Origin of the sequence: Cytobacillus citreus (assembly GCF_018343665.1) — a bacterium.
In the GTDB taxonomy this organism is placed as follows: Bacteria; Bacillota; Bacilli; order Bacillales; family Cytobacillaceae; genus Cytobacillus; species Cytobacillus citreus.
The window spans coordinates 119426-143055 of record NZ_JAGYPM010000003.1; the positions used below are offsets into that span (position 1 = coordinate 119426).

21 protein-coding genes are annotated in these 23630 nt (G+C 35.8%); 2 read left to right on the top strand and 19 right to left on the bottom strand.

Going from position 1 to position 23630, the window contains the following annotated elements; genetic code table 11:
* Window positions 1-15 precede the first annotated feature (15 nt).
* The 12 genes from KHA94_RS12150 to KHA94_RS12205 all read right to left on the bottom strand — a co-directional run bounded on the left by KHA94_RS12150 (window position 16) and on the right by KHA94_RS12205 (window position 14769).
* Window positions 16-450 (bottom strand): BrxA/BrxB family bacilliredoxin, encoded by a 435-nt coding sequence (locus KHA94_RS12150; RefSeq protein ID WP_213102411.1) that lies wholly within the window; start codon window positions 448-450, stop codon window positions 16-18.
* An 89-nt stretch (window positions 451-539) separates the two neighbouring features.
* Window positions 540-1667, bottom strand: a complete 1128-nt coding sequence (locus KHA94_RS12155) for a virulence factor (RefSeq protein WP_213102412.1) — start codon at window positions 1665-1667, stop codon at window positions 540-542.
* A gap of 101 nt (window positions 1668-1768) precedes the next feature.
* Complete coding sequence (locus KHA94_RS12160; RefSeq protein ID WP_213102413.1) at window positions 1769-3646, bottom strand: ABC-F family ATP-binding cassette domain-containing protein; 1878 nt, start codon at window positions 3644-3646, stop codon at window positions 1769-1771.
* Window positions 3643-4290, bottom strand: a complete 648-nt coding sequence (locus KHA94_RS12165) for an HD domain-containing protein (protein ID WP_213102414.1) — start codon at window positions 4288-4290, stop codon at window positions 3643-3645. Before KHA94_RS12165 ends, KHA94_RS12160 begins: the two co-directional genes overlap by 4 nt.
* Window positions 4291-4802: 512 nt before the next feature.
* Window positions 4803-4943 carry a hypothetical protein gene (locus KHA94_RS12170; protein WP_213102415.1) on the bottom strand — a complete coding sequence of 47 codons (141 nt, stop codon included), beginning with the start codon at window positions 4941-4943 and terminating at the stop codon, window positions 4803-4805.
* A 69-nt stretch (window positions 4944-5012) separates the two neighbouring features.
* On the bottom strand, window positions 5013-5792 hold the full coding sequence (locus tag KHA94_RS12175) for a class I SAM-dependent methyltransferase (RefSeq protein ID WP_420828160.1): 780 nt from the start codon (window positions 5790-5792) through the stop codon (window positions 5013-5015).
* 716 nt (window positions 5793-6508) lie between these two features.
* Window positions 6509-7006 (bottom strand): GNAT family N-acetyltransferase, encoded by a 498-nt coding sequence (locus tag KHA94_RS12180; protein WP_213102416.1) that lies wholly within the window; start codon window positions 7004-7006, stop codon window positions 6509-6511.
* Between the two features lie 221 nt (window positions 7007-7227).
* Entirely contained in the window at window positions 7228-8076 is an 849-nt protein-coding gene (locus KHA94_RS12185; protein WP_213102417.1) for a DegV family protein, read from the bottom strand.
* A gap of 186 nt (window positions 8077-8262) precedes the next feature.
* Window positions 8263-9117: an amidohydrolase family protein gene (locus tag KHA94_RS12190; protein WP_213102418.1), complete on the bottom strand. Its 855-nt coding sequence runs from the start codon at window positions 9115-9117 to the stop codon at window positions 8263-8265.
* A gap of 18 nt (window positions 9118-9135) precedes the next feature.
* Entirely contained in the window at window positions 9136-12210 is a 3075-nt protein-coding gene (locus KHA94_RS12195; RefSeq protein WP_213102419.1) for a GNAT family N-acetyltransferase, read from the bottom strand.
* Between the two features lie 330 nt (window positions 12211-12540).
* Window positions 12541-13068, bottom strand: a complete 528-nt coding sequence (locus KHA94_RS12200) for a hypothetical protein (RefSeq protein ID WP_213102420.1) — start codon at window positions 13066-13068, stop codon at window positions 12541-12543.
* Between the two features lie 12 nt (window positions 13069-13080).
* Window positions 13081-14769, bottom strand: a complete 1689-nt coding sequence (locus tag KHA94_RS12205; RefSeq protein ID WP_213102421.1) for a formate--tetrahydrofolate ligase — start codon at window positions 14767-14769, stop codon at window positions 13081-13083.
* 182 nt (window positions 14770-14951) lie between these two features.
* On the opposite strand from KHA94_RS12205, the gene metA reads away from it, so the two are divergent.
* Window positions 14952-15860 carry a homoserine O-acetyltransferase MetA gene (gene metA, locus KHA94_RS12210; RefSeq protein ID WP_213102422.1) on the top strand — a complete coding sequence of 303 codons (909 nt, stop codon included), beginning with the start codon at window positions 14952-14954 and terminating at the stop codon, window positions 15858-15860.
* A gap of 189 nt (window positions 15861-16049) precedes the next feature.
* Here metA and KHA94_RS12215 read toward each other — a convergent pair whose 3' ends face one another.
* Window positions 16050-16742, bottom strand: coding sequence for an AIM24 family protein (locus KHA94_RS12215; protein WP_213102423.1), 693 nt, complete (start codon window positions 16740-16742; stop codon window positions 16050-16052).
* A 1-nt stretch (window position 16743) separates the two neighbouring features.
* Window positions 16744-17445 carry a class I SAM-dependent methyltransferase gene (locus KHA94_RS12220; protein WP_213102424.1) on the bottom strand — a complete coding sequence of 234 codons (702 nt, stop codon included), beginning with the start codon at window positions 17443-17445 and terminating at the stop codon, window positions 16744-16746.
* Between the two features lie 146 nt (window positions 17446-17591).
* On the opposite strand from KHA94_RS12220, the gene KHA94_RS12225 reads away from it, so the two are divergent.
* On the top strand, window positions 17592-17813 hold the full coding sequence (locus tag KHA94_RS12225) for a DUF3892 domain-containing protein (protein WP_213102425.1): 222 nt from the start codon (window positions 17592-17594) through the stop codon (window positions 17811-17813).
* A gap of 164 nt (window positions 17814-17977) precedes the next feature.
* Here the strand turns inward: KHA94_RS12225 and mntR are convergent, their stop codons facing one another.
* The 5 genes from mntR to KHA94_RS12250 form a co-directional block, all read right to left on the bottom strand.
* Complete coding sequence (gene mntR / locus KHA94_RS12230; RefSeq protein WP_213102426.1) at window positions 17978-18397, bottom strand: transcriptional regulator MntR; 420 nt, start codon at window positions 18395-18397, stop codon at window positions 17978-17980.
* Window positions 18398-18599: 202 nt separating this feature from the next.
* Window positions 18600-20753 carry a DNA topoisomerase III gene (locus tag KHA94_RS12235; RefSeq protein WP_213102427.1) on the bottom strand — a complete coding sequence of 718 codons (2154 nt, stop codon included), beginning with the start codon at window positions 20751-20753 and terminating at the stop codon, window positions 18600-18602.
* A gap of 140 nt (window positions 20754-20893) precedes the next feature.
* Window positions 20894-21559, bottom strand: a complete 666-nt coding sequence (gene wrbA / locus KHA94_RS12240) for an NAD(P)H:quinone oxidoreductase (protein WP_213102428.1) — start codon at window positions 21557-21559, stop codon at window positions 20894-20896.
* A 147-nt stretch (window positions 21560-21706) separates the two neighbouring features.
* On the bottom strand, window positions 21707-22312 hold the full coding sequence (locus KHA94_RS12245) for an alpha/beta hydrolase (RefSeq protein ID WP_213102429.1): 606 nt from the start codon (window positions 22310-22312) through the stop codon (window positions 21707-21709).
* 27 nt (window positions 22313-22339) lie between these two features.
* Complete coding sequence (locus tag KHA94_RS12250; protein ID WP_213102430.1) at window positions 22340-23281, bottom strand: ring-cleaving dioxygenase; 942 nt, start codon at window positions 23279-23281, stop codon at window positions 22340-22342.
* Window positions 23282-23630: the final 349 nt, after the last annotated feature.

Sequence of the window (23630 nt, forward strand, 5' to 3'; positions counted from 1 at the left end):
CCTTCTCTATCATTATTAGCAATTAGCATCAAATGCGGCAAGCAAATTTTCCATGATCGCTTCCATCGAATGATCTTCAATATCATGACGATGGATAAAGTGTACTACTTCTTTACCTTTTAATAATGCCATAGAAGGGGAAGATGGTTCATAGCCTTCAAAGTATTCTCTCATTTTTGCTGTTGCTTCTTTTTCTTGTCCTGCAAACACTGTTACTAAATGATTAGGCTTCTTATCCGTTCTTAATACTGCTTGGGTTGCCGCAGGTCGTGCTAAGCCAGCCGCACAGCCGCAGACAGAGTTAATAACGACAAGTGTAGTCCCTTCTACGCTTTCCATAAATTGATCTACCTCATCAGAACTCAACAATTCATTAAAGCCAGCTTGAACGAGTTCCTGTCTCATCGGTTTAACCATTTGCTTCATATATTCTTCATATGCCATTGACATATCAGTTCGCCTCCCGTAAATCATTTGCAAAGATAGCATACTATATTCTATGCCTTACTAGCAAAAATCAATGAGTTAATTATTAGTATTCATTTTTTTCTTGATTCAGTCATTTGCTTCCAAACGGACCCTTTTGCTTCTTCACCTTGTTCAATTCTTTCAATCGCAAGTTTTATTTGCAGGCTAACCTCAAATTCTGGATCATTTTCAGCTTCTTTAAGTGCAGACAATGCAGCCTCATCGCCCACTTCATAAAGGAACATCGCAGCACGCCAACGGACAAGCTTGCTATCATCCTTCAAGGCTTCTATCATGTATGGCATGGCTTTCTTGAAACCTAAATCTGATAAACAGTCTCCAGCTGTTCTTCTAACGGTTACTGTTTTGTCTTTAAGGGCCAAATATAGAAGTGGAAGAACTTTAAGGTCTTCAATCATGCCAAGATAAACAGTTGTAAGTCTTCTTATTGAAGCCTTTTCATCATGCAGCGCTTTTTCTAAAACTGGTAGATCTTCAATCGTCGGATCATTCATTTGTTCTAATTTTTGATAGCGAATACGCCAATCTGGGTTATTTAAATCATCAAGTTCAACTTTTATTCGCTTATGCGCTAGATTTTGCTGAACTTTTTCAGGGTTCTTCGCCTGATCAACAAGCTTTTGCAGGCGATCCTCGGGATATGCAGCTATGAGTTCTTCGATAACATCTTGACCGACTTGTTCGAAATCACCATAACGAACGCCAACCTCAACCCATTTACGTTCTAATACAACATTATCCGCTTTGTCCTGCGCTTCTGATAATGCTTTCATGAAAGCAACAGGCAGTCCAAAACGCCTCTCTTCTGTTCCATCCGTAAGCTTTACTTGCATGGGTATAGCTTTATATTTTTGAAGAAAAACTTTGATTTCACCAAAATGTTCACTCACCTTGGAGCGGTTTTCATTATCCTCATCAGTATTTTCCCCAAAAGCCATTCTCACTTGAGGCAAGATGTCCTTCCAGTCATATTTAGCATTCCTTTCTACAGCTAAAAAGTCGGCTACATGATAAACACCTTTAACCCCATCTATATTTAGGATATCTTGAATTACCTTTGGCGCATCTTCACTTTTATCCATTTTATAATTATTGCTCTTTCCCATTGGAAGCTCTTCATCCAAAATAACCTTCATTGTATTCGGACTTGGAGTTGGTTCAATTGATTTTATTCTCACGGTATATTCACCCTTTACACTATCATCAGCTTAGTAACTAAAACTATTTTATCATATTGTAGTGAAAGAGAAGGAATTTGAAGCATTTCTAACGTTTCTTTTTATTCTACTAGCTCGGAAAGGTAAGTCCAGCGCTCAATCAAATGCTCTAACTGTTCATTTAATTGTGCTTCCTCTTCCATTAGTTTCTGAGCTTTCTCAAAATCGCTGCCTGTGTTGGCAATCTCATCAGATATTTCCTCTAATCTGGATTCTACAGCTGCAATTTGATCTTCGATTCCATCCCATTCTCTTTGTTCGTTATAGCTCAATTTTTTCTTTTTTATCTTTTCACGTTCTTTCGGTACTTGTGCTTCAGATTTTGCATGCACAGAGACCTTTTCACTTTCCTTTTCAAGATATTCGGAGTAGTTGCCAAAAAAAGAATTGATTTGGCCGTACCCATTTAGAACAAGAAGCTGATCGGCAACTTTGTCAAGAAAATACCTATCATGGGATACTGTAATGACAACGCCAGGAAAATCTTCAAGATAATCTTCAAGAACCGTTAATGTTTGTGTATCAAGATTATTCGTTGGCTCGTCTAGTAGCAGCACATTTGGCTCAGACATTAAGATTTTCAATAAATAAAGTCTGCGTTTTTCCCCACCTGAAAGTTTTCGAATAGGTGTCCCATGGGTATAAGGAGGAAAAAGAAATCGCTCAAGCATTTGCGCAGCAGAAATTGTCTTTCCATCAGATGTCTCAACAACCTGTGCTGTTTCCTTTAAATATTCAATCATTCGCTTATTCTCATCCATGTCTTCGCTTTCTTGGGTGTAATAAGCGATTTTCACAGTCTGACCGATAATGATTTCACCAGAATCTAAAGGGATTTTTCCAGCAAGGATATTCAAAAGGGTTGATTTTCCCGTCCCGTTTTTCCCGATAATGCCAATTCCATCACCCGGCTTCACAAGTAAATCAAAAGAATTTAAGATCACTTGATTTCCGTATTTCTTAGAGGCAGATTTCATTTCAAAAACTTGTTTTCCTAGCCTGCTTCCGTTTAATGACATATCTAGCTTTTCCGAGGTTTTTACGGATGCTAGCTGATTATCAAGATTTTCAAATCTTTGAATTCTTGCCTTTTGCTTCGTTGTTCGAGCTTTTGCACCTCTACGAATCCATTCTAGTTCTCTTCTAAAAAGATTTTTCTGTTTTTCAACCGTAGCGGCTTCATTTTCTTCTCGGATCGCTTTTGCTTCCAAAAATGCCGCATAATTTCCTTTATAACTGTACAGCTTTCCTCCGTCCAGCTCAAATATTCTATTAGTCACCCGATCAAGGAAATAGCGGTCATGGGTAACGAGGAAAAGCGCACCTTGATAACGGGCTAAATATTCTTCCAGCCATTTGACAGAATCATAGTCAAGATGGTTTGTCGGCTCATCAAGAATTAGCAAATCTGGTGATTGTATTAAGCTTTGAGCAAGTGATACCCTTTTCTTTTGTCCTCCAGAAAGCTCACCAATTTTCTTTTCGAAATCCTCAATTCCAAGCTTCGTTAAAATAGATTTTGCATTTGTGTTTGCTTCCCAAGCATTCATCGCATCCATTTTCTTTTGCAGTTCAAAAATCTTTTCTTGCAAAACGGTATTATTGGAATCATTATTTAATTCCAAAAGGACCTTTTCATATTCTCTAAGCAATACAAGAATTGGAGCATCCCCTGCAAACACTTGAGCTAGGACAGTCATTGCAGGATCTAATTCTGGCTCTTGTTCGGAATAGGAAATGGTATAATCCTTTGGAGTTACGATATCTCCAGAATCGGGTAAATCAACTCCAGCCACTATCTTAAGTAAGGACGACTTGCCAGTTCCGTTTACTCCAATAAGTCCAACCCTATCTTTTTCAGAAATTGTAAAGGAAAGAGCATTAAATAATTCCTTTTCCCCGTAAGTTTTCGTCACATTTTCGATTGATATCATCTTCATGATTGACCGTTCCATTCATGATAAAATTGTTCCAGAAATTGTTCCAGAAATTGATGACGTTTTTCAGCCATTTTTTTAGCCGTTTCTGTGTTTAGCATCGTCTTCAGCTTTAAAAGCTTTTCGTAAAAATGATGAATCGAAGAGGATTTTCCTTTTCTGTATTCTTCTTCAGTCATTCCTTCTCTTACTTTTAAATCAGGATCGTATAATGCCTGCCCCTTTTTGCCTCCATAAGCAAAAACCCTAGCAATTCCGATCGCTCCAATTGCATCAATTCTGTCAGCATCCTGCACGATTTCAGCTTCAATACTCATTAAATGAGTTTTCTTTCCGCCTTTAAATGAAATCGATTCAATAATTCCAATAATTTTTTTAAGAACTTCTTGATCTAGCTCGAAAGAATATAAGAATTCTAATAGCTTTTTCTCGCCAGCTTCTTTTGATAAATTTAATTTTTCATCTGGAATATCATGAAGCAGGGCCGCCATTTCTATGATAAAACGGTCTCCTTTCTTTTCCATTTCCGCTATATATAATGCATTCTTTCTCACTCGTTCAATATGATACCAATCATGCCCAGTACTATCTGACCCTAGTTCATTTTTAACAAAAGCTTCTGTTTTTTGAATAATATTTTCAAACATCTTACGCACCTACTTTCAACACTTAAAATCCATTTTAACATGAAAAGCTTAGTACCATAAAAATTTAGTTCACCTTATGGGTGAAGCTCATTTATTCGGCAAATGAATCCTTTTTAGAAGAATAAAACATTGGGGCATGCATGAGGAACGGGTTACAAGATATGATTGCAAAGATACGGTAATATTAATGTATTAGAATAATTAAGATTTTTTTCCAATTAATAGTAACATCAAGGATGTCGTCGTGACCTGTGGATGACTTTTTTCTGTTGCTCGGTAACGATTGGGTTTCTTTCGTGACCGGTTCGTCGACTTTCTCTCATTTTCGGTTACGATTAGGCTTCTTTCGTGACCGGTTCATCTCTCTTTTCTGAATTAGAGTCCGATAGAAGGATTGACCCTTTCAAATTAGTTACAAAGTAATAGAAAAAAACTTCACTTCATTTCGAAGTAAAGCCACAATTGGTATATATTAACTGGATTTCTAATTTCATTTTTTATTATTGCAATAGTTATTGACCTTGACCACCACTTAATGTAACCTTCCTTACATGTTCATCCTCAAAATTGTTTTTTCGAAGGGCTTCAACTTTGTCATTTAGTAACTTCTTTTGATCGACTTCTGATGAAGGGGTTTGCTTTTTCTTTGTCATTTTCGAAAATCCTCCTAAATCTGTAAATCAGGAGTCGTAATCTCTATTCATTTTTGTTGGACTAATGAATTATCTTACTTTTTTACATACATAAACCATCCCATAGCTATCAACTGTTATAGGATTCTCTTGCCAATCTTGAAAAATAGATATTATTTCAAATCCATTATTAGATAAAATTCGTTCCATTTCTTTTGGAAAGACATATCGCAAACTAATATTTGTACTTTGTTCTCCTAGAACGATACCTTGATTATTTTTCATTCTTCTGATTGTTGTATAGTACTGAATTTGATTAAGTGAATCATAGTTACTAATTGTGTATACATCTACTGCATTTCCATTTTCATTATCGATATAGGTTTTCCAATATTCCTCTGTATTCGGCTGCAGTAATTCTTCTTTACTTGGATATCTTGTATCAAAGATGAATATTCCTTCCATTTCTAAATGTCTATTCACTGATGATAAGAGCTTGTCCTGTGCATCATTCGTAAGAAAATGTTGAAATGAATTTCCAACCATAAAGATTAAATCACATGTTATCTTTAATGAAAGTTTAGTACAATCCTGTTGGACCCATGTAATATTTACATTTTGATTATATGCCTTCTTCTTTGCTTCCTCTAACATGCCCTTATGTAAATCAACGCCAATTAGTTTATAGCCTCTACTCGCAATCGGTATGGTAACCCGCCCTGTTCCACAGGCTAGTTCAATCATAACTTCGTTTGATGTATCAGCCCATTTCAATAAAAATGGCAGCTCGTCTATAAAGCTATTTTCCTTATCATATAATTTAGGATCATCATATTCTTCTGAATTTTCAAAATTCATTTTTATATTCATATACTTCTCCTTCATTATGCTTTACAACTTATTTTTTTATGATCTAATAATAAGCCTTCATTCAAATTAATTTAATTTATTAATCATCCCATTTTTTAGATTTAATAAAGTAAATCAAAATATTGATAAAGCTGAAAAAGGATATTCCTTTAAATAATATGAAGCAAAACGGATCTCCTGCCATTCCTAGTTCATTTGCTATTATTCTTAATTGCCAAGCAGCAATGGCGGTATTACAACACTAATAAATGACTTTTACAGTCCAATCTTTTTCCAGCAGTTTATTTTCACCTCATCAGTTTTCTATAAGATTATCATAATATTCGGCAATATTATCATATACTCCTTTTATGTCTTTGATCAAAAATCTGCTGTAGGAGTTGAAGTTAGGGATGGCGTTAAGCAAAAAGTTAATTGATGCTCCACGATTATGTCCTTTTAACAATCGCTGGGGGTTACCTTCATAAACAACCTGGTTACTCGGTTTCCTTCAGACCTTTTCATTGTTCTCATAAATTCAGTTTTGTTTCAAATCTTATGGGCCAATAAGATTTTCAAAGCAAATTTTGACCAATTAGAACGCATAATAGAGCCTCCTTTTAACGATTAATGAAAACCTTTAGTATCATTTTTTTGGTATCTATAAACCACCCTAATCACATTTAACATTATCCTCGATTATTATTGATGCTCCCTATCTCATCTGAAATTATCAGTTATACATCCATGTGGAAAATAAACAGTTCTCCCTTTTTACCCATTACGCGAATTCCTTTATCCTCAAAACCGCACTTTAAATATACTTGCTGAGCTGCTTTATTCTGATAATTTACTGCTAAAATGATTTCATTCTTGTTTGGAAAATGTTTTCTCACAAATAATGGCAGTAAAAGCAGCGACTCTTTAGCTATTCCTCGGCTTTGGAAATCAGAATGAACCGAATACGCTCTTAACAGAATGGCCTCTTGACTATCGCAATATTCTTTCACTCCCTCCCAGCCATGAAGAACAAAAAATCCGGCAGGTTTATTATTATGAAGAATCACGATAGGATATCGATCAGATTCTAATTCACATTTTTTTACTGCATCGATCGGTAAAGAGGTGAATTTTAGCTGCTCCTGTGGCAAATAATAATTTTCTAACTCAAATTTATGGCTTGGTTTATAAAAATCTAAGGAAATAACATCTTCTTGAACATTATTCTTTAACATATGCGTACACGCTTCCTTTCTATAAAAAGAGAACATATATTCTATTATATTATATTTTGATTTATTAGTAATCTTTTACCATAGTATCCTTTACATTGTAATTTGCATAATCAACAAATATTGATTTAAAAATATTCTTTTCTTGCTAGAAACATTATTATGAAGCGATCAAAAAAAGACCAAATGTCTTCACATCTGATCTCCATTCTCTATGTTTCAATTCAATTTAAACCATTAAACCAGTTGATTCCAATTGTGTTTTCTCCTGCGTGAACGCCAATAGCGGCTCCAAGTGGATACGTTTGAAACTCGATTTCTGGGAAAAACTGAACTAGTTCTTCCTTCCATTTTATCGCTTCTGTATCATGTAGACCGTATAATATATAGGCTTCTTTTAATGGCTTTAGCATATGTGCATTTCTTAATAACTGAAAAATTTTATCCTTTGCCTTTCGTTCACTTCTTACCTTTTCCTTTACGTATAATTCACCATCTTCAATTGAAATAATTGGTTTTATATTTAGCATGCTTCCCAGAAAAAATTGAACTCCTGACATTCGGCCGCTCCTATGAAGCTGTTCTAGGCTTCCAATCAAAACATACGTTTCACTTGAATCACTTAATGCTTTTAATCGAGATCTGATTTCTTCTATATCCATTCCCGATTCTGCCCATTCCACTCCCTTTTTTACAATACGAGTTAATGGGTACGTTAGTATTTTCGAATCAATCGTGATTACCTTAGTGTCTACAAGCTGTGCTGCTTGTTCACTCGAAGAAGCAGTTCCGCTTAGTTTACTAGAAATATGTACAGAGAATATCACATCATATGTTTCTCCCAATCTCTCATATAATTCTTTGAATGCGCCAATGGATGGCTGTGATGTTTTCGGCGGACTACTTAGTGTTTTCAATCGTTCGTATAAATTCGAAGGGGTTAAATTAACACCTTCAGAAAATTCTTCACCATCAAGTAATATTGTGATTGGAATCGTATAGACATCGGGATGATTGATCATCTGTTCCTCTAAATATGCAGTACTATCAGTAACCCAAGCTATTTTTGTCAAAAATATTTCCCCCTATTTATTTTACATATGAAAAACTTGGTATTCACAAAGGCATTTCGGCGAAAGACTTAGCTTGTCTTAAGCGGCTTAATCAATATTTCAATTTTATTTTAACACGAGAGTATACTTAAAACTTCCATTTAGATGAAAGGAGACTGTCTTATTGCTACAGCCTCCTCTAATAAATTATCGTAAAAAAGATTTAATTTTCGGAAAAACTTTTACAGCATTATTGTAAAATACATCTTCATGACGCTCTTTTGGTATCAAATTTTTAATAAAATTAATGTAAGGTTCTACCGGAACTAGCGGCCAATCTGTCCCAAAAAGCAATTTGTCATAGGAATTACTATAGACAAGCGCATGTCTTAAATGATCTAAAAATCTGCCTTCACTATGCTTTTTAAGCTCTCTCTCGGTACCAACGATTAATCCAGATAAGTCAGCATACACATTGGAATTTTTATAAATAAGTTCTGCTCCTGTTAATGTCCAAGGATCTCCAAAATGAGCCATCATAAAATTGACATTTCGATGCTTAACCGCGACTTCATCTATCGCAAGAGGATGTGAGTACTTTAAAAGCCCTCTCTCTGAATAAGTATCACCCGTATGGAAAACAACAGGAAGGCTGTATTTTTCCGCTAAACGATAGACAGGCTCATATACTTCATCATAGGCATAGAAAGGATAATAGCCTAAATAAATTTTAATACCTACTACATTTGGTTTTTGTATTTCTGTTTCTAGCCTCTTAATCGCTTCTCTATCCATGTCGTATGGATTTATCCCAGGACAATAGACGACTGAATCAGGAATCCGGTGACCTAGATCAATTCCCATAGGAGTTGCTGCATGATGATCTGGAAAGCCCATTTCATCCGTTTCCGTAACCCCCATTGCAATACTCAGTACGACGTTCGCTTCATTGTACTCTTTTACATAGCCATTGTATGAGTAATCGACCAATGAAAGCTCATTGGCCGTTTGATGAAATGATTGGATGTCTGAAAAATGAATATGTGCATCTATAATTTTCATGTAATCTCCTCAAAAAAACTAAAATTCAAATTGATTCAGATCTCGCAGAATAGACTCAGATAAGATTCTCTCATCAAATATAATAAATCCAGGCTTCGTTTTCGCAGTTGATTTCTGGATATTGTTCACTTGAAAAACCTCTTTATTCATATAGCACTCTAGATGCTTACTATCTGTCCCTTCAACCAAGTACATTTTATCCTGTCTGTTTTCAGAAGCTATAAAGCTGCCTTTCTTCATGAAAAGCAATTGCTCTTCCTTTCCTACAAAATACTTTTTCGCATCAGTATGTTGTGAAGGTGTTACTGAAAGATCATTCAAGGAATCGCCTTTAATAAATAAGTCGGTATTCCATGTTTCACCAATAAGAGATTTTCCTCCAGAATCTTTAACATGAACAAAATAAGCCAAAACCGGAACACCTGGAAGAATCGCAAAATATTGGGTATATTGCAGCCCCTTCCATATGTCATGGTGAATTATTTTTGTATGAATGGCAAGAGACTTCCATTCATTGCCTCTATTATCCTCTAAATCTATAAACTCTGCAATTGATTCCCCTTTCATTAATGAGAAGGAATTTAATTTCGAAGGGATCGTCTTCATTCCTCCAGCCCAAGGGTTCCACCAGCCTTTAGCAATACTCTCTGGAAAAGAATGATCGAACCATTCGCGGTTATCTAATTTAAGTGAATACAATCCTGGGTAAAACGAAGGAGCTGCTTTAATTTTTATAACACCATTTTCTAACACATATGATGTAAATTGATCCGTTTCTTCTGTATAAGCTTTCACTTCTCCATTTGTAATAAGAAGCAACTTTTGTAGCTCTTTGTATTGGCTGCCAGAATTTAATACCCCTTTTAATAGAGAAATTGGAGAAGCATCCTTTAGAGAAATCGAGTTTGTATAAGTTGTTATTTCCTCATTTTCCGAGATTACGGTAGAAAGATTTCGTTCATCATTTAAGAATAGTTCGAGTCTACCTTGTAAATAATTGGTTCGGAAAGACCTTAACTGGAAAGCTGCTTGATCATCACTTGAAAATACTGGACTTTTCCCCTCAAATGCAAGACCTAACTCAGAAATTAAACTTGAACATTGTTGATCTGTTTGATAATTGACAAACGCTTCCCATTCCTGCCAAGTACGAAACGCTCCGATTGATAAGATGCAAGGCTCTATTTCAATCTCATCTCCAGGATTAAGTAATCCAAGTTCGTATTCTAAATAAAATTGCCAGCTGTCAATATTCGCCGTACAAGCTTTTGGCCAGCAGAAGCCAATCGGCCCATTATGATCCTCTGAAAAATACCAATTACCTGTTAAACTGATTTGATGAATATCACCAAATTCTAAGTATTTCGTATTTGAAAATTCAACGACATGATGATTTAAAGGAAAATAGGCATGACTTTTTTCATGGTATAATGCTTGATTTAAGTGTAACTGTCTAAAAGACTCTATACCATTGTTTTTAATCACAGCCCATTTTTTTACAATCCCATCTCCATAAAGTGAAGTATACAACCGAATAGAAATACCTTTAAAATCCTTTGAAGTAAATTCTAATTTGAAAGTAATGGACTCTTCTTCACTGTACCATTCAATTTTATCCGCTTTATGCTTTGAAAATTCTGTTGAATATGGCTTACCGAGTTTTGGAACGAAAAAAGCAAGTGGCTGTTCGGTAAGCTGATCTTTTCCAGCAGTCATCAAGTAATCCATTTTACGAATATTTACTTGGCATAAACCATTATAGATATGCCAATATTCCTTCGATTCTCCTCCAAATTTTTCACCGAAGCCTTTTAAGGCAATCCCAATAAATTGATTGGTAAATGAAAGCCCCGTTCCGTCCGCCTTTTTCGCTTTACATGTTAGAGTAGGCTGATAAAAGCCAAATTTTTTAACAATGAAAGGCAGTTTAATTAATTTCCGTTCATTTTTCTTTAAAGAGATATAGTGAATGGAATTGATTAATTGAACGTATTCATTTTCAGGAAAGTTCAATTCAAATTCTGCATCTACCTTCAGACTATTTTCAATTTCAAGCTCTATTATTTCTTTATTATTTAGAAAGCTTATATTACCATTCGTTTTTGCAGTTATTTTTGCAGGCTGCTTTGGAAACACGCCAAGCCTTAATTCACATTCCATTCCATTCACTTCTACATGTAATGATAAATACGGATGTGTCTTCCAAGCACTCGGCTCATCACCTTGCAAAAAGACAACCTCATTCCTAATAACTGCTTCTTCAGCAACGACTAACTCCTCGTTCAGTGAGAATATTGCTCGTTCATGTTGATTTCCCTTCACCTTTAATGAAACTGGCTTATTCGTCTTATTTACGAACTTAAACTCGTACATTTGTGCTTCTTCTTCAATCACTTCATGATCCATCATTCGAAGCTCAAGCAAATAATCATCTGTTTCAATTAAACTAATTCCTCTTCCTGTCCTTTCGAATCTCACTCTTGCTTTTGTTTGATCATTCTCCCAAGCATACTCATAATAGGTAAAGCCATTCTCTTTCTTCCCATCTGGCTTAACCTCTATTACTTTAATACTTGAATTATACCAATCAAGCTGTGAAAATAGGGGCTTTAATAATGGTGTGTTTAAAACAGCCGGGATGAAATTCATTAAATGAGTCGTATCATCACGATCTTCCCAAAAAAATCCGCATTTCTTGTATAGTGGGACTGCTTTAACATTTCCTGGCCAAGTATATAAGTCTAAGCGAGGCCATCCTAATTCAATTGTTTTATTTAATGCTTTCATGAGAAGCATTTTTCCTATTTTCTTTCCGTGGTAATCAGGCCGTACATTTAGTAGAGGAATATATAATGAACCAGTGTCCTCTTTATATTCAGACAAGCCACAATATCCTACAACCTCAGTACCATCTAAAGCAAGGTATAAAGCAATGTTGCCAGAATTCGCTTCCTTTAATTTAATCTGCTCTTCAGTATAGACACGTGTATCTCCACCCCAGCTATCACGGCTTAGATTCCACATTTTTGCAATTCCAGCAGCTAAACCTTTATGATATTCTTCAATCAAAATTGTATTTGTCAATTGATTCATTATTTTTCCTCCCCAACTAGGTTACATCCTGTCTATTCCTTTCGTTTCCTTTAACTTTCGTCATTTTTGTCATCATTTGCATCTCCTCCTTATATTATTTTTGAATGTTTTCCACATTCTTCTATATCGTATTAGCTGAAAAGATGAATGTAAAGACAATTTTGAATCTATATTCTATTTTTGTTTTTTTAACAATAGTTCAACTTTATGCCTCTAACACGATATCCGATATAGAAACTATTCTTTCTTACAATCAAAAAAGCCTGTGGTTTAAGCGCTAATTAAAACGCTTCCCCAACAGGCTTTGAATATATACTTTTTACTTTGAAGTTAAAATAACTGTCTTATATTTTTCAAGCTTAGTGTCATATAATCGATCATTGCTTCAATATCATTCATTTGATCCTCGTATACTAACCGATTGAATGAAACTAAAACCTCATTGGTTATTAAGGATTGATCAGAGAACGGTTCACTCATTATCAATTGCTTGATGGAGCGCTCCTCTCCCCATATAGTCTTTAATGTCTCTTCTATTTTTTGAAAAATAGATGCTTCATATTGATGCTTGAATGAAAACTTTACAAATAAATGACAACCTGCTAGCCTATCTGAATGTGCTGATTTTAAAAGCTCTGCTGCAAGGTTTTCAAGGCCAGCTTCCATAATAAATGTACAATATAAGTCATGCTGAAAGTTCGGTTGAACAGTAAAGGAGACCTCATATCTTCTTGATAGCTTTGCAGCATTTATGTAATCATTTCGATCAAAAATGCTTATTTCTCCATCTAAATCACGGTCATATAATGCCCCTTCAATGACAACCTTCATATTTTCAAATGCTGTTGGATCAAACATATTTTCACCTTTTTAGAATAGTCCAATTGCCTTTCCATTATCGTCAACGTCCATTTTTAAAGCAGCTGGTAATTTAGGCAAACCTGGCATTGTCATGACTTCACCTGTAAGAGCAACAATAAACCCTGCGCCAATTGAAGGCTTTAGTTCTCGAATTGTTATCGTAAAATCAGTTGGACGGCCAAGCTTTGTTGGATCATCTGAAAGTGAATATTGAGTTTTGGCCATACAAATTGGTAAATGCCCCCAGCCAAAGCTATCAAAATCCTGAAGCTGTTTTTTCGCTTTTGGTGAAAATTCAACCTTTTCAGCGCCATAAACCTTTTGAGCAATCGTTAAAATCTTGTCTTCAAGTGGGTCAGAAAGATCATATAAAGGCTGGAAATTAGACTCTGCTTTTTCGATTACTTCAAGTAATTTATGGGCAAGATCAACTCCTCCAGCTCCACCTTTTTCCCATACCTCTGTCAATGACACAGGAATGTTTTCTTGCTTACAAAGATCCGTTAACTTATTCACTTCATTTTCTGTATCGGTAATAAATCGATTAATAGCCACAACAAAAGGAAGTCCAAAGCTTTGAATCGTATCGATATGTTTCTTTAGGTTAGAGAATCCAATTGTTAGAGCTTGTACATCTTCTCTGCCAAGGTCATTTTTCGGAACGCCTCCGTGCATTTTTAATGCCCTAATTGTAGCAACAATTACAACGGCTTCAGGCTGAATTCCTACGCTTCTTGCTTTAATATGTAAAAACTTCTCTGCACCTAAGTCCGCACCGAAGCCGCCCTCGGTAATGACATAATCCGCGATCTTTGAAGCTGTTTTTGTTGCAATTACACTATTGCAGCCGTGGGCAATATTAGCAAATGGGCCGCCGTGAATAAAGGCAGGTGTGTGCTCAATTGTTTGAACAAGATTAGGTTTTACTGCTTCTTTTAACAGCATTGTTAAGGCGCCTTGAACACCTAAATCTGCTACAGTAACTGGCTGTTTTTCAAAATTATAAGCTACAACCATACGGCCAAGCCTTTCTTTCAGATTTTGCAAATCTGTCGCAAGGCATAAAACAGCCATGATTTCTGATGCAACCGTAATATCAAATCCATCTTCTCTAGGAACTCCTTGCACTGGACCCCCTAAGCCAATAATGATTTTTCTTAGAGCACGATCATTGATATCTAATGCACGCTTCCATACAATTCTGCGTTGATCTATTTGAAGTTGGTTTCCTTGTTGAAGGTGATTATCGATGAATGCTGCAAGTGCATTATTAGCAGTAGTAATGGCATGCAAGTCTCCAGTAAAATGCAAATTAATGTCTTCCATTGGCAATACTTGGGAGTATCCTCCACCAGTTGCACCGCCTTTAACACCCATCGTCGGACCAAGTGATGGCTCACGCATAGCAATAATTGCTTTTTTGCCTATTTTAGTAAAAGCATCACCGAGTCCAACTGTAACAGTTGATTTCCCTTCTCCAGCTGGAGTTGGATTGATGGAAGTCACAAGAATAATTTTTCCACTTTTATTCGTTTCAAGCTTTTTTAATGATTCTGTCGTTAATTTCGCTTTATACCTTCCAAATAGTTCAAGATCATCCTCATTCATGCCAAGTTTTTCTGCGATTTCAATAATTGGTTTCATTGGTGATTGTTGAGCGATTTCAATGTCTGATTTAATGGTTGGTTTTACATTCATTTTTATCCCCCTAGGCATCCAATAATGTAAGCGATTACTACTTCATTATTGTACCATTTATTATATCTTTAGTAGAGAGAGAATTTGGAAATATATTTTAATATCATAAATAAAAATTGCTCCTGCGATTATTCATCATTATAATAGATTTAATTAAATTTTCTAAAAAGGAGATGCCTAAGTTGCCAATTAAGATTCCTAAGCTCCTACCGGCTAGAGAAATATTGGAGGAAGAAAATATTTTTGTTATGGACGATGATCGTGCAAATACGCAGGATATCAGGCCTTTAAATATACTAATCTTAAATTTAATGCCTGAAAAGGAGAAGACTGAGGCACAACTACTGAGGCTGCTTGGAAATACCCCGCTTCAAGTTAATATTTCATTTCTGAAAACTGCTACACATGAATCAAAGAACACGAGTCCAATGCATTTAGAACAGTTTTATACAACTTATTCAGAAATAAAACATCGAAAATTTGATGGAATGATTATTACAGGGGCTCCTATTGAATTACTTCCTTTCGAACAAGTCGATTACTGGGAAGAGCTAACTGAAATTATGGATTGGACAAAAAAAAATGTGACTTCAACCCTTCATATTTGCTGGGGAGCTCAAGCTGCATTATTTCACCATTTTGGAATAAGAAAATATGAGCTTTCAAGTAAATGCTCAGGCGTCTTTATGCACCAAATCCTTGATCATTCAGAAAAATTATTAAGAGGATTTGATGATATTTTTCTAGCCCCACACTCAAGGTATACGGATGTATACATAGAAGAACTACAGAATCAACCTACGCTAAAATTACTCTCTTCATCTCAAGAGGCTGGTCCGTTCATTTTATATGCAAACGATGGTAAGCAAATTATGATTACGGGGCACTTTGAATATGAAGCTACTACATTAGCCGAGGAGTACAGAAGGGATGTCGAGAAAGGTTTGGACATTCACGTCCCTGTACACTATTTTCCAAATGATGACCCTAAGAAAAAGCCATTAAATACTTGGAGATCTCATGCCCATCTACTGTTTTCAAATTGGCTGAATTATTATGTCTATCAAGAAACACCATTTGAATGGGAATAAATATCATTAGAAAAACTTGGCATTCACCAAGTCCTTTTTGGCGAATGCCTTAGTTTTTCTTATGCGATCTTATTAGCAGATATTTATTTGAACACACACTCTACTTTAGTACGTTAATAAACTTAAACTCCTATTAGCTTATAAAAGCCCGGTAAACACCGGGCTTCGTTTAAGTAAAAAATTATGATCTTATGATTGCTGAGATAAATAAACTTCTTCAAAAGGCTGAACCACTACGAAGCCATTTCCAGAAAATTTCATTTGAATAGATTCTCCACTTCCCCTTCCAATGAAGGTTTTAAAGGAAACATCTGTCACGAATTCAGGCTGAAGGTTTCCTGACCAAGCAACAGTTGCATTTGGATCTGTAAAAACAGGATTATCAGGTGTTACAAGCAATGTTAATGGTTCATAATGGGATGTTATCGCCACCATGCCAGACCCTTCTAAACGCACATTGAAAAGTCCCCCTGAAAGCATTCCTGCTACTTTTTTCATTAATTTAATATCCCATTTGATAGAAGGCTCAAAGGCTAATAAATCATTTCCATTTACAAATATTGAGTCCCCTTGTAAACGAAGAATTGAGATTTTTTTTCCTTGATCGGCTAAATATAATTTTCCATTCCCAGTTGCCTTCATTAAGGAAGATCCTTCTCCTGTAAATGCTTTTTTGAACATCTTCCCTAACCCGTGCTCAAGGATTCCTTCCCTTTCAAATTTTATTTTACCTCGATAGGAAATCATCGCACCCGCTTTAGCCCAAATTTGATTGGTTAAGTTTATTTCTAGCATTCTAGGGTTTTCTAGTTCAAATAATCCTTCCCCTTTGTCTTGCTGCTGTGTTTGATTTACAAAATCCTCAATAGTATACCGACTCATATTACAGCTCCTCCATTTCTAGCTTTACATTTCTTAACATGAACACCCACATAAATGAAAGAGATTGCCTTAATTCTGTGGAAATAGATCCAGTTGGGAGCTGATCAACACCCTTTTTATAAACACCGAACTCAGCTATTTTTTCCCAACCATTATCCTTTGCGAGTTTTTCAAATTCCCATGGCATCATTGTATTGCATATGACCCTTTCGCCGTATAGACGAGGAAAGCTATTTATCCTTGGAGCTGCTGTCGGTCCTAGAATCCCAATACACGCTAGTCCACCTGGCATCACAACCCTTTGAACTTCTTTTAATACGAAAAGGGGATGTTCAGTCCACTCGAGTGAATTAATTGCCATAACTCCATCTAAAGAATTATCAGAAAATGGAAGAAGAGTGATATCGCCTTTAATAAATTGAGCCGAATTATCCGCATTCGTTTCTTTGGCTTTCGAAATCATTTCCTCTGAAACATCAATCCCTATTACAGAATATCCTTGTTCAACTAGCTTTAAGGAACCGAAACCATCTCCACAGCCAAGATCACATATGGTGCTCCCAGCAGGTACATGATTTGCAATAAAAGGCGCTATATCCTTTCTGCTACCATTATCCCACATATCACGGCTCTTCGAATTCCAATTGCTCGATTTTTCATCCCATTGTTTCTCTGATTCTTCACTCCATCGAAATTGACTCATCAAATTCCTCGCTTTCTCATTTTACGAAAATACATTTAATGTCCCTCATTCATATATTTCGCTATGAAGCAAAAGATTCCTTTGATTAGAAAGAGAAAAATAATGAAACAATAGGAGTAGCTAATAAGTACAGTAGGAGGATTTAAATGCTTAATGAACAATTAATAGCCGTTAGCCGTAATTTTCATGGAGAGATAATCAGCTTTAAGACCTCAAGCGGACGAATTATTTCTTATCGAAAAGCTTTACAAGAGGTAGAAGATGGGATCATTACTGGGGTGAATATTGTAGAAGGAAACGATGAACAATCACTTATTTTAATTCCTATGACCACTGCCTCATTTGATCGCTTACCAAATATGTATTAAGAAAAGCACGTGTGCCTTCAGTAAAATCAATGAATTAATTATTCCCTCTATGATTATTCTAATCCGCTTCACTTTTCCAGTCGCATTCTAATACAAATAGGTCAGGTACAAAGTAACTAAACATCATAGAAAGGGAGCTACAATAATACAGCAGCTCCCCTTACTTATTCCTCATTCTTCCTTTGAATGTCTCGTAATGCTTCTACCCGGTTATCATCTTCCTCAAAAAACTGCACTAAATCGCCAATCCTATCGATTGCATCCCAGCTTAGATGATGTTCAATACCTTCTACATCATTGTAAATATTTTCTTCCTTAACTCCTAATAAACGAAGAAGCTGTTCAAGGAGATCATGTCGATAAACAAGCCTTTTTCCAATTTTATTACCTTTTGGTGTTAAAATTAGTCCTCTGTATTTTTCATAAATGAGATATTCATCTTTATCAAGCTTCTGAACCATTTTTGTTACAGAGGAGGGATGAACGGAAAGGGCTTCTGCAATGTCCGAAACACGTGCATATCCTTTCTCATCAATCAAAATATATATTTGTTCTATATAGTCCTCCATACTAGGTGTTGGCATCCCATACCCTCCCATAAAAACTGTACACTTTCATATTGTTCTCTTATTTTAATCATCATTACAATATATGAATAATTCATATTCATGTGACTAGCCCAATAAAAAGAGGGCCAGTCTATAATAATTTCAAATCTCGATTGCCTTTAAAAAGTTTACTACACTTAGAATGGGGAGACAAGGATATCAATCACATTTAAGACAATTACCCATTAGAAAAGGAGAAATTAATCTTTTTTTCATTTTCTTCCCATACTAATTTTGCTGAGAATGATCTCTCTTTGCTACTAAAACCTTCAATCTCTTCAGTTATTCCGTCCTTTAAAAGCTGTTTTATTAATTTTTGTGTAAGGGCTTTCCCCAATATATTTTTAGAAATTGTAAAATTGCATTTTGTTTTACTATAGTTCGTGCACCCGTAAAAACTTCCTTTATCAATAACTTTCCCATCACAAAGCTTACAGTTGCCTAAATGGCTTGTTCTTTTATACTTGCTCTTCCCTGGCGTAAAGCCAGATCTCTCTTCCTCATTAAATGTCCAGCCGCTTGCATTATTCAGCCCAGCTTCGATTAAATGTGAGACCATTTTATTTGTTTGTTCCATAAACTGACTTGGAGAAGCTTGTCCTTCTGAAATATTTTTTAGTCTTTGTTCCCATTTTGCGGTCATTTCAGGAGAGGCAAGAATTTCATTCCCAATAGCAGAGATTAGTATTTTTGCCTTTGAAGTAGCATAGACAAGGTTTTTCTTAATTTCAATATAATTACGATCCTTTAGCATCGTTATTATGCCAGCTCTCGTCGCTTCCGTTCCTAATCCTTCTGTTTTCATTAGAACCTTTTCTAACTCTTTATCTTCAATATGCTTGCCAGCTGATTTCATCAAGGTAATTAGCTGACCTTCTGTATATCTTTTAGGAGGTTGTGTTTTACTTTCTTTTACCTCTGCCTTATTAACTTTTCCTTTTTCCCCCACTTGCAATTGAGGCAATTCAGGTTCATTTTCTTTTTCATATTGAGGAATGACCTTTCTCCAGCCCTCCTCAAGCTGAACCTTTCCTTTCGATTGAAATTCTGCTCTCCCATCAACGATTGTTTTCACTGTCGTGTATTCAGTGACTGCCTTCCCATAATGAGCAGCAATTAAGCTTCTCACAATTAGGTCATATAACTTTCTTTCATCAGGAGAAAGCTTCTCAAGATTAGGCACTTGCTCAGTTGGAATGATGGCATAGTGGTCTGTTACCTTTTTATCGTTTACAAACCTTTTATTTTCCATTAATGAATTAGAAGGCACCGGGAAGAAGCTCTTATAATCATCAATTCTTTCAATTTTCTTAAGCGTTTCAGGAAATATTTCCGCTTCCCCTTTTGTGACATGTCTTGAGTCTGAACGAGGATATGAGACAATTCCCTTTTGATAGAGTTTTTGTAAAACATCTAGTGTTTTTTTGGGCGGAAACTTAAAGCGACGATTCGCATCAGCTTGAAGGGCTGATAAATTATAGAGAAGTGGAGGAAGAAATTCCTTCTTTTCAGCTTTAACCTCCGTTATTTCAGCCTCTTTATTCTGGCAAAAAGCAGCGATTCTCTCAGCTAGGTCCTTTGTTTTTATTCTAGATTCTCCATCCTTTTCCCATTTCCCTGTGTATTTTTTTCCATCAATACTGAATTTGGCTTGAATCTCCCAAAAGGGCTCTGACACAAAGCTTTCAATCTCGTTTTCTCTCTTTACAATTAGAGCAAGTGTCGGTGTTTGTACTCTTCCTACCGAAAAAACATCGGAAAACCCCTTCTGCTGTAAGAGTACACTATATAAACGTGAAGCGTTCATTCCTACAACCCAATCGGCACAAGCCCTTGTATATGCCTCATAATATAGGTTTCTAGTATCTGATTCACTTAATAATGAGATAAAACCTTCCTTTATGGATTTTGGAGTAAGAGATGAAATCCAGAGCCGTTTCATTGGCAGTTTTGAATTGGTAAGACGGAGTATGTTTCTTATTATTAACTCACCCTCTCTTCCAGCATCTCCAGCATGAATTACTTCTGTAAGAGCGGGGTTAGAAATAAGGTTCTTAATAATATTAAACTGCTTTGCTTTATCCTTTGTCACTTCATAGTTAAATTGATTAGGTATGATTGGCAATGTCGAAAGTGACCATTTTTTCCATTTAGAATCGTACTTCTCTGGTGCAGAAAGCTGGCAAAGATGCCCAACTGCCCAAGTTACATAAGCTCCATTCGGAAAAACTTCATTTGGAAATATTTCTACAAATCCTTGATACTTTTTCATTTTAAATACAGAAGCCAACGTCAATCCTTGGTCAGGCTTTTCCGCAATAATGAGTTTCATAATCCAGATCACTTCCAGTTTTCTTTAAACAATATAATATCTATCTTAATATTAATGAATTATATTGAAAAGAACTAGAGATATCTTAAAAAGAAAAAAGCTAATCGTTAGGAATCACCCCGATTAGCTCAGAACCACCATTACTGGTTAGCTTTTTTAACCCATTCTGCGACGGTAACAGTACGTTTTGCCTGATGTTTTACGGCAGCTTGTACATCCTCAATCATTTTTCCATCTTGACCAACTGTTACACTTGTTCCATATGGATTTCCTCCTGCAGCAAATGTTACTGGATCTGTAAAGCCTGGAGCTGCAACAATAGCACCCCAATGATACATCGATGTATAGAGTGATAAAATGGTTGCCTCTTGTCCACCATGAGGATTTTGTGCAGAGCTCATTGCACTAACCACCTTATTTGCAAGTTTTCCATGAAACCATAGCCCACCTGTTGTATCTAAAAATGCCTGTACCTGTGAAGGTTTGCTTCCAAAACGGGTTGGAACACTGAAAATGATTGCATCGGCCCATTCTAAATCATTTAATGTTACCTCTGGAACATTTTGAGTTGCAACATAATGAGCTTTCCATGCTGGATTTGATTCAATGGCAGCTTGAGGAGCCGTTTCAGGTACTTTTAATACCTTAACCTCAGCACCTACTTCTTTCGCTCCTTCTTCCGCCCATTTTGCCAATTGATAGTTTGTACCACCAGAACTATAATAGATAACCGCTAATTTTACATTTGTCATTGTTTTTTCCTCCTTATTAATTGATCTACCAAATAATTTATCTAAAAGACCCATTTTCTGTACCACCTTTAATATTGTTTGTATTTACGTTCATATTATTAATAATATCTACCCCTTTAAATTGGAAATTTAATTTCCAACTGAGACTTATTCCTAAATGAAATAGTACTTATCCAAAAAAATTCACATGCTTGTACGATGCTAAAATATATTTTTAAACCATTGGGCAGCTGCGTTCACTTCCTCAAAGGTTAATTGATGACCGCGATTTTCCCAATGCAGCTCTACCTTCGCACCGGCATTTGCTAATATTGCCTCAAGTTCTTCAGATTCTTGTGCCGAGCACATCGGATCATTTGTTCCTGCACCGATAAAGACGTACTTCCCTGAAAGATCCGGTAAAGCGATTCCCCTTCTTGGAACCATCGGATGATGCAAAATTGCTCCTTTTAATGCATCCTGATAATGAAACATTAAGCTTGCAGCAATATTTGCACCGTTAGAGTATCCTACTGCTACAATATTTTTCCTGTCAAACTCATACTTCTCAGCTGCTTCATTTAGAAACTGATATAACTCTTTTGTCCGAAAAACAAGGTCCTCTTCATCAAATATGCCTTCAGCTAATCTTCTAAAAAAACGAGGCATTCCATTTTCAAGAACATTCCCACGCACACTGAGGATGGATACTTCTTCATCAATTCTCCCTGCAAGAGGCAATAAGTCTAATTCATTCCCTCCTGTTCCATGCAGAAATAACAAGATTGGTTTTAAAGGATCTTTACCTTTTTGAAATATATGTTTCATCATTTGTCTCCTTTCGATTCTTAATCTTTATCTAGATAGTTCTCTCACTTCAATTGGGATTAATGAATTTTTTAGCCTCTCCCTATAGTGTTCATACTGGCTAGGCAGCTTTAATTCAGAACCCATCGTCTCTTTAGATTCATCATGAGCAAAACCTGGAGGATCTGTGGCAATTTCGAAAAGTATTTCTCCGTATTCCCTAAAATAAATGGCATTGAAGTAATTTCTGTCCTGAACAGGTGTTACAGTATACCCTTTGCTTTCAATATAATTCTTCCAATCCAATTGATCCTTATCATCATTTGCACGCCATGCGATATGATGGACTGTTCCTATACCGATTTGCCCTCTGCCACTTAAAATCTTTTTCAAATCTATCACATTTCCAATGTCACCAATGGATTTTAAGCGGATAAACTCCCCATCTTCACTGACTGTTTCAAGCCCCATTGCCTTTTCTAGCAATTCAGCTGTCTTATTAGGTTGTGATGAAAATAATGTTGCTCCACCAAAGCCTTTAATCGCTACATCAGCAGTAACGCCACCAAATTCCCACGTGTTTATCGCTCCTTCTTCTCTTTCCACAATTTCTAATTTCAACCCATGCGGATCAGAAAAACTTACATATCGTTCCCCAAATCGTTCTTCTTTAGTAAAAGGGATATTGAATTTTCCTAATCTTTTTTCCCAGAAGGCAAGCGCACCCGTCGGAACTACATAGGATGTAACTCCTACCTGTCCGTCACCAATTCGCCCATTATACGCATTTGGCCAAGGAAAAAACGTAATAATCGTTCCTGGCTTACCACCTTCATTTCCGAAATATAGATGATATGTTCCAGGATCATCAAAATTGACGGTTTGCTTGACTAATCGCAAACCTAAAACTCCAGAATAAAAATCTATATTTTCTTGTGGATGTCCAACAATTGCTGTTATATGGTGAATACCCATCGTTTTCTTAAGCATATTTAATCTCTCCTTTTTTAAAATCTAATATTTATTATTTTTTCCATAGTCATTACATCTACTATTTATATGCAATTGTTTTATCTCAAATTAAAATATCCTTAATTCGAGATAATATTATTAAATTCTTTTCACTTTGTCAATGTAAAATATATATGTGAACCTTTTTTTAATTAACATATTATGTTTCTTACGTTTATTTTTTCCCAGGATATTGAATAAACATCCTTGGTTAAAACACCGCATAAGAAAAACTTGACGTTCGCCAAGTAGTTTTCTTATGCGATCTTTTTAGCAGATATTTAATAGAAAACACACTTTACTTTAGTACGTTAATAAACTTAAACTT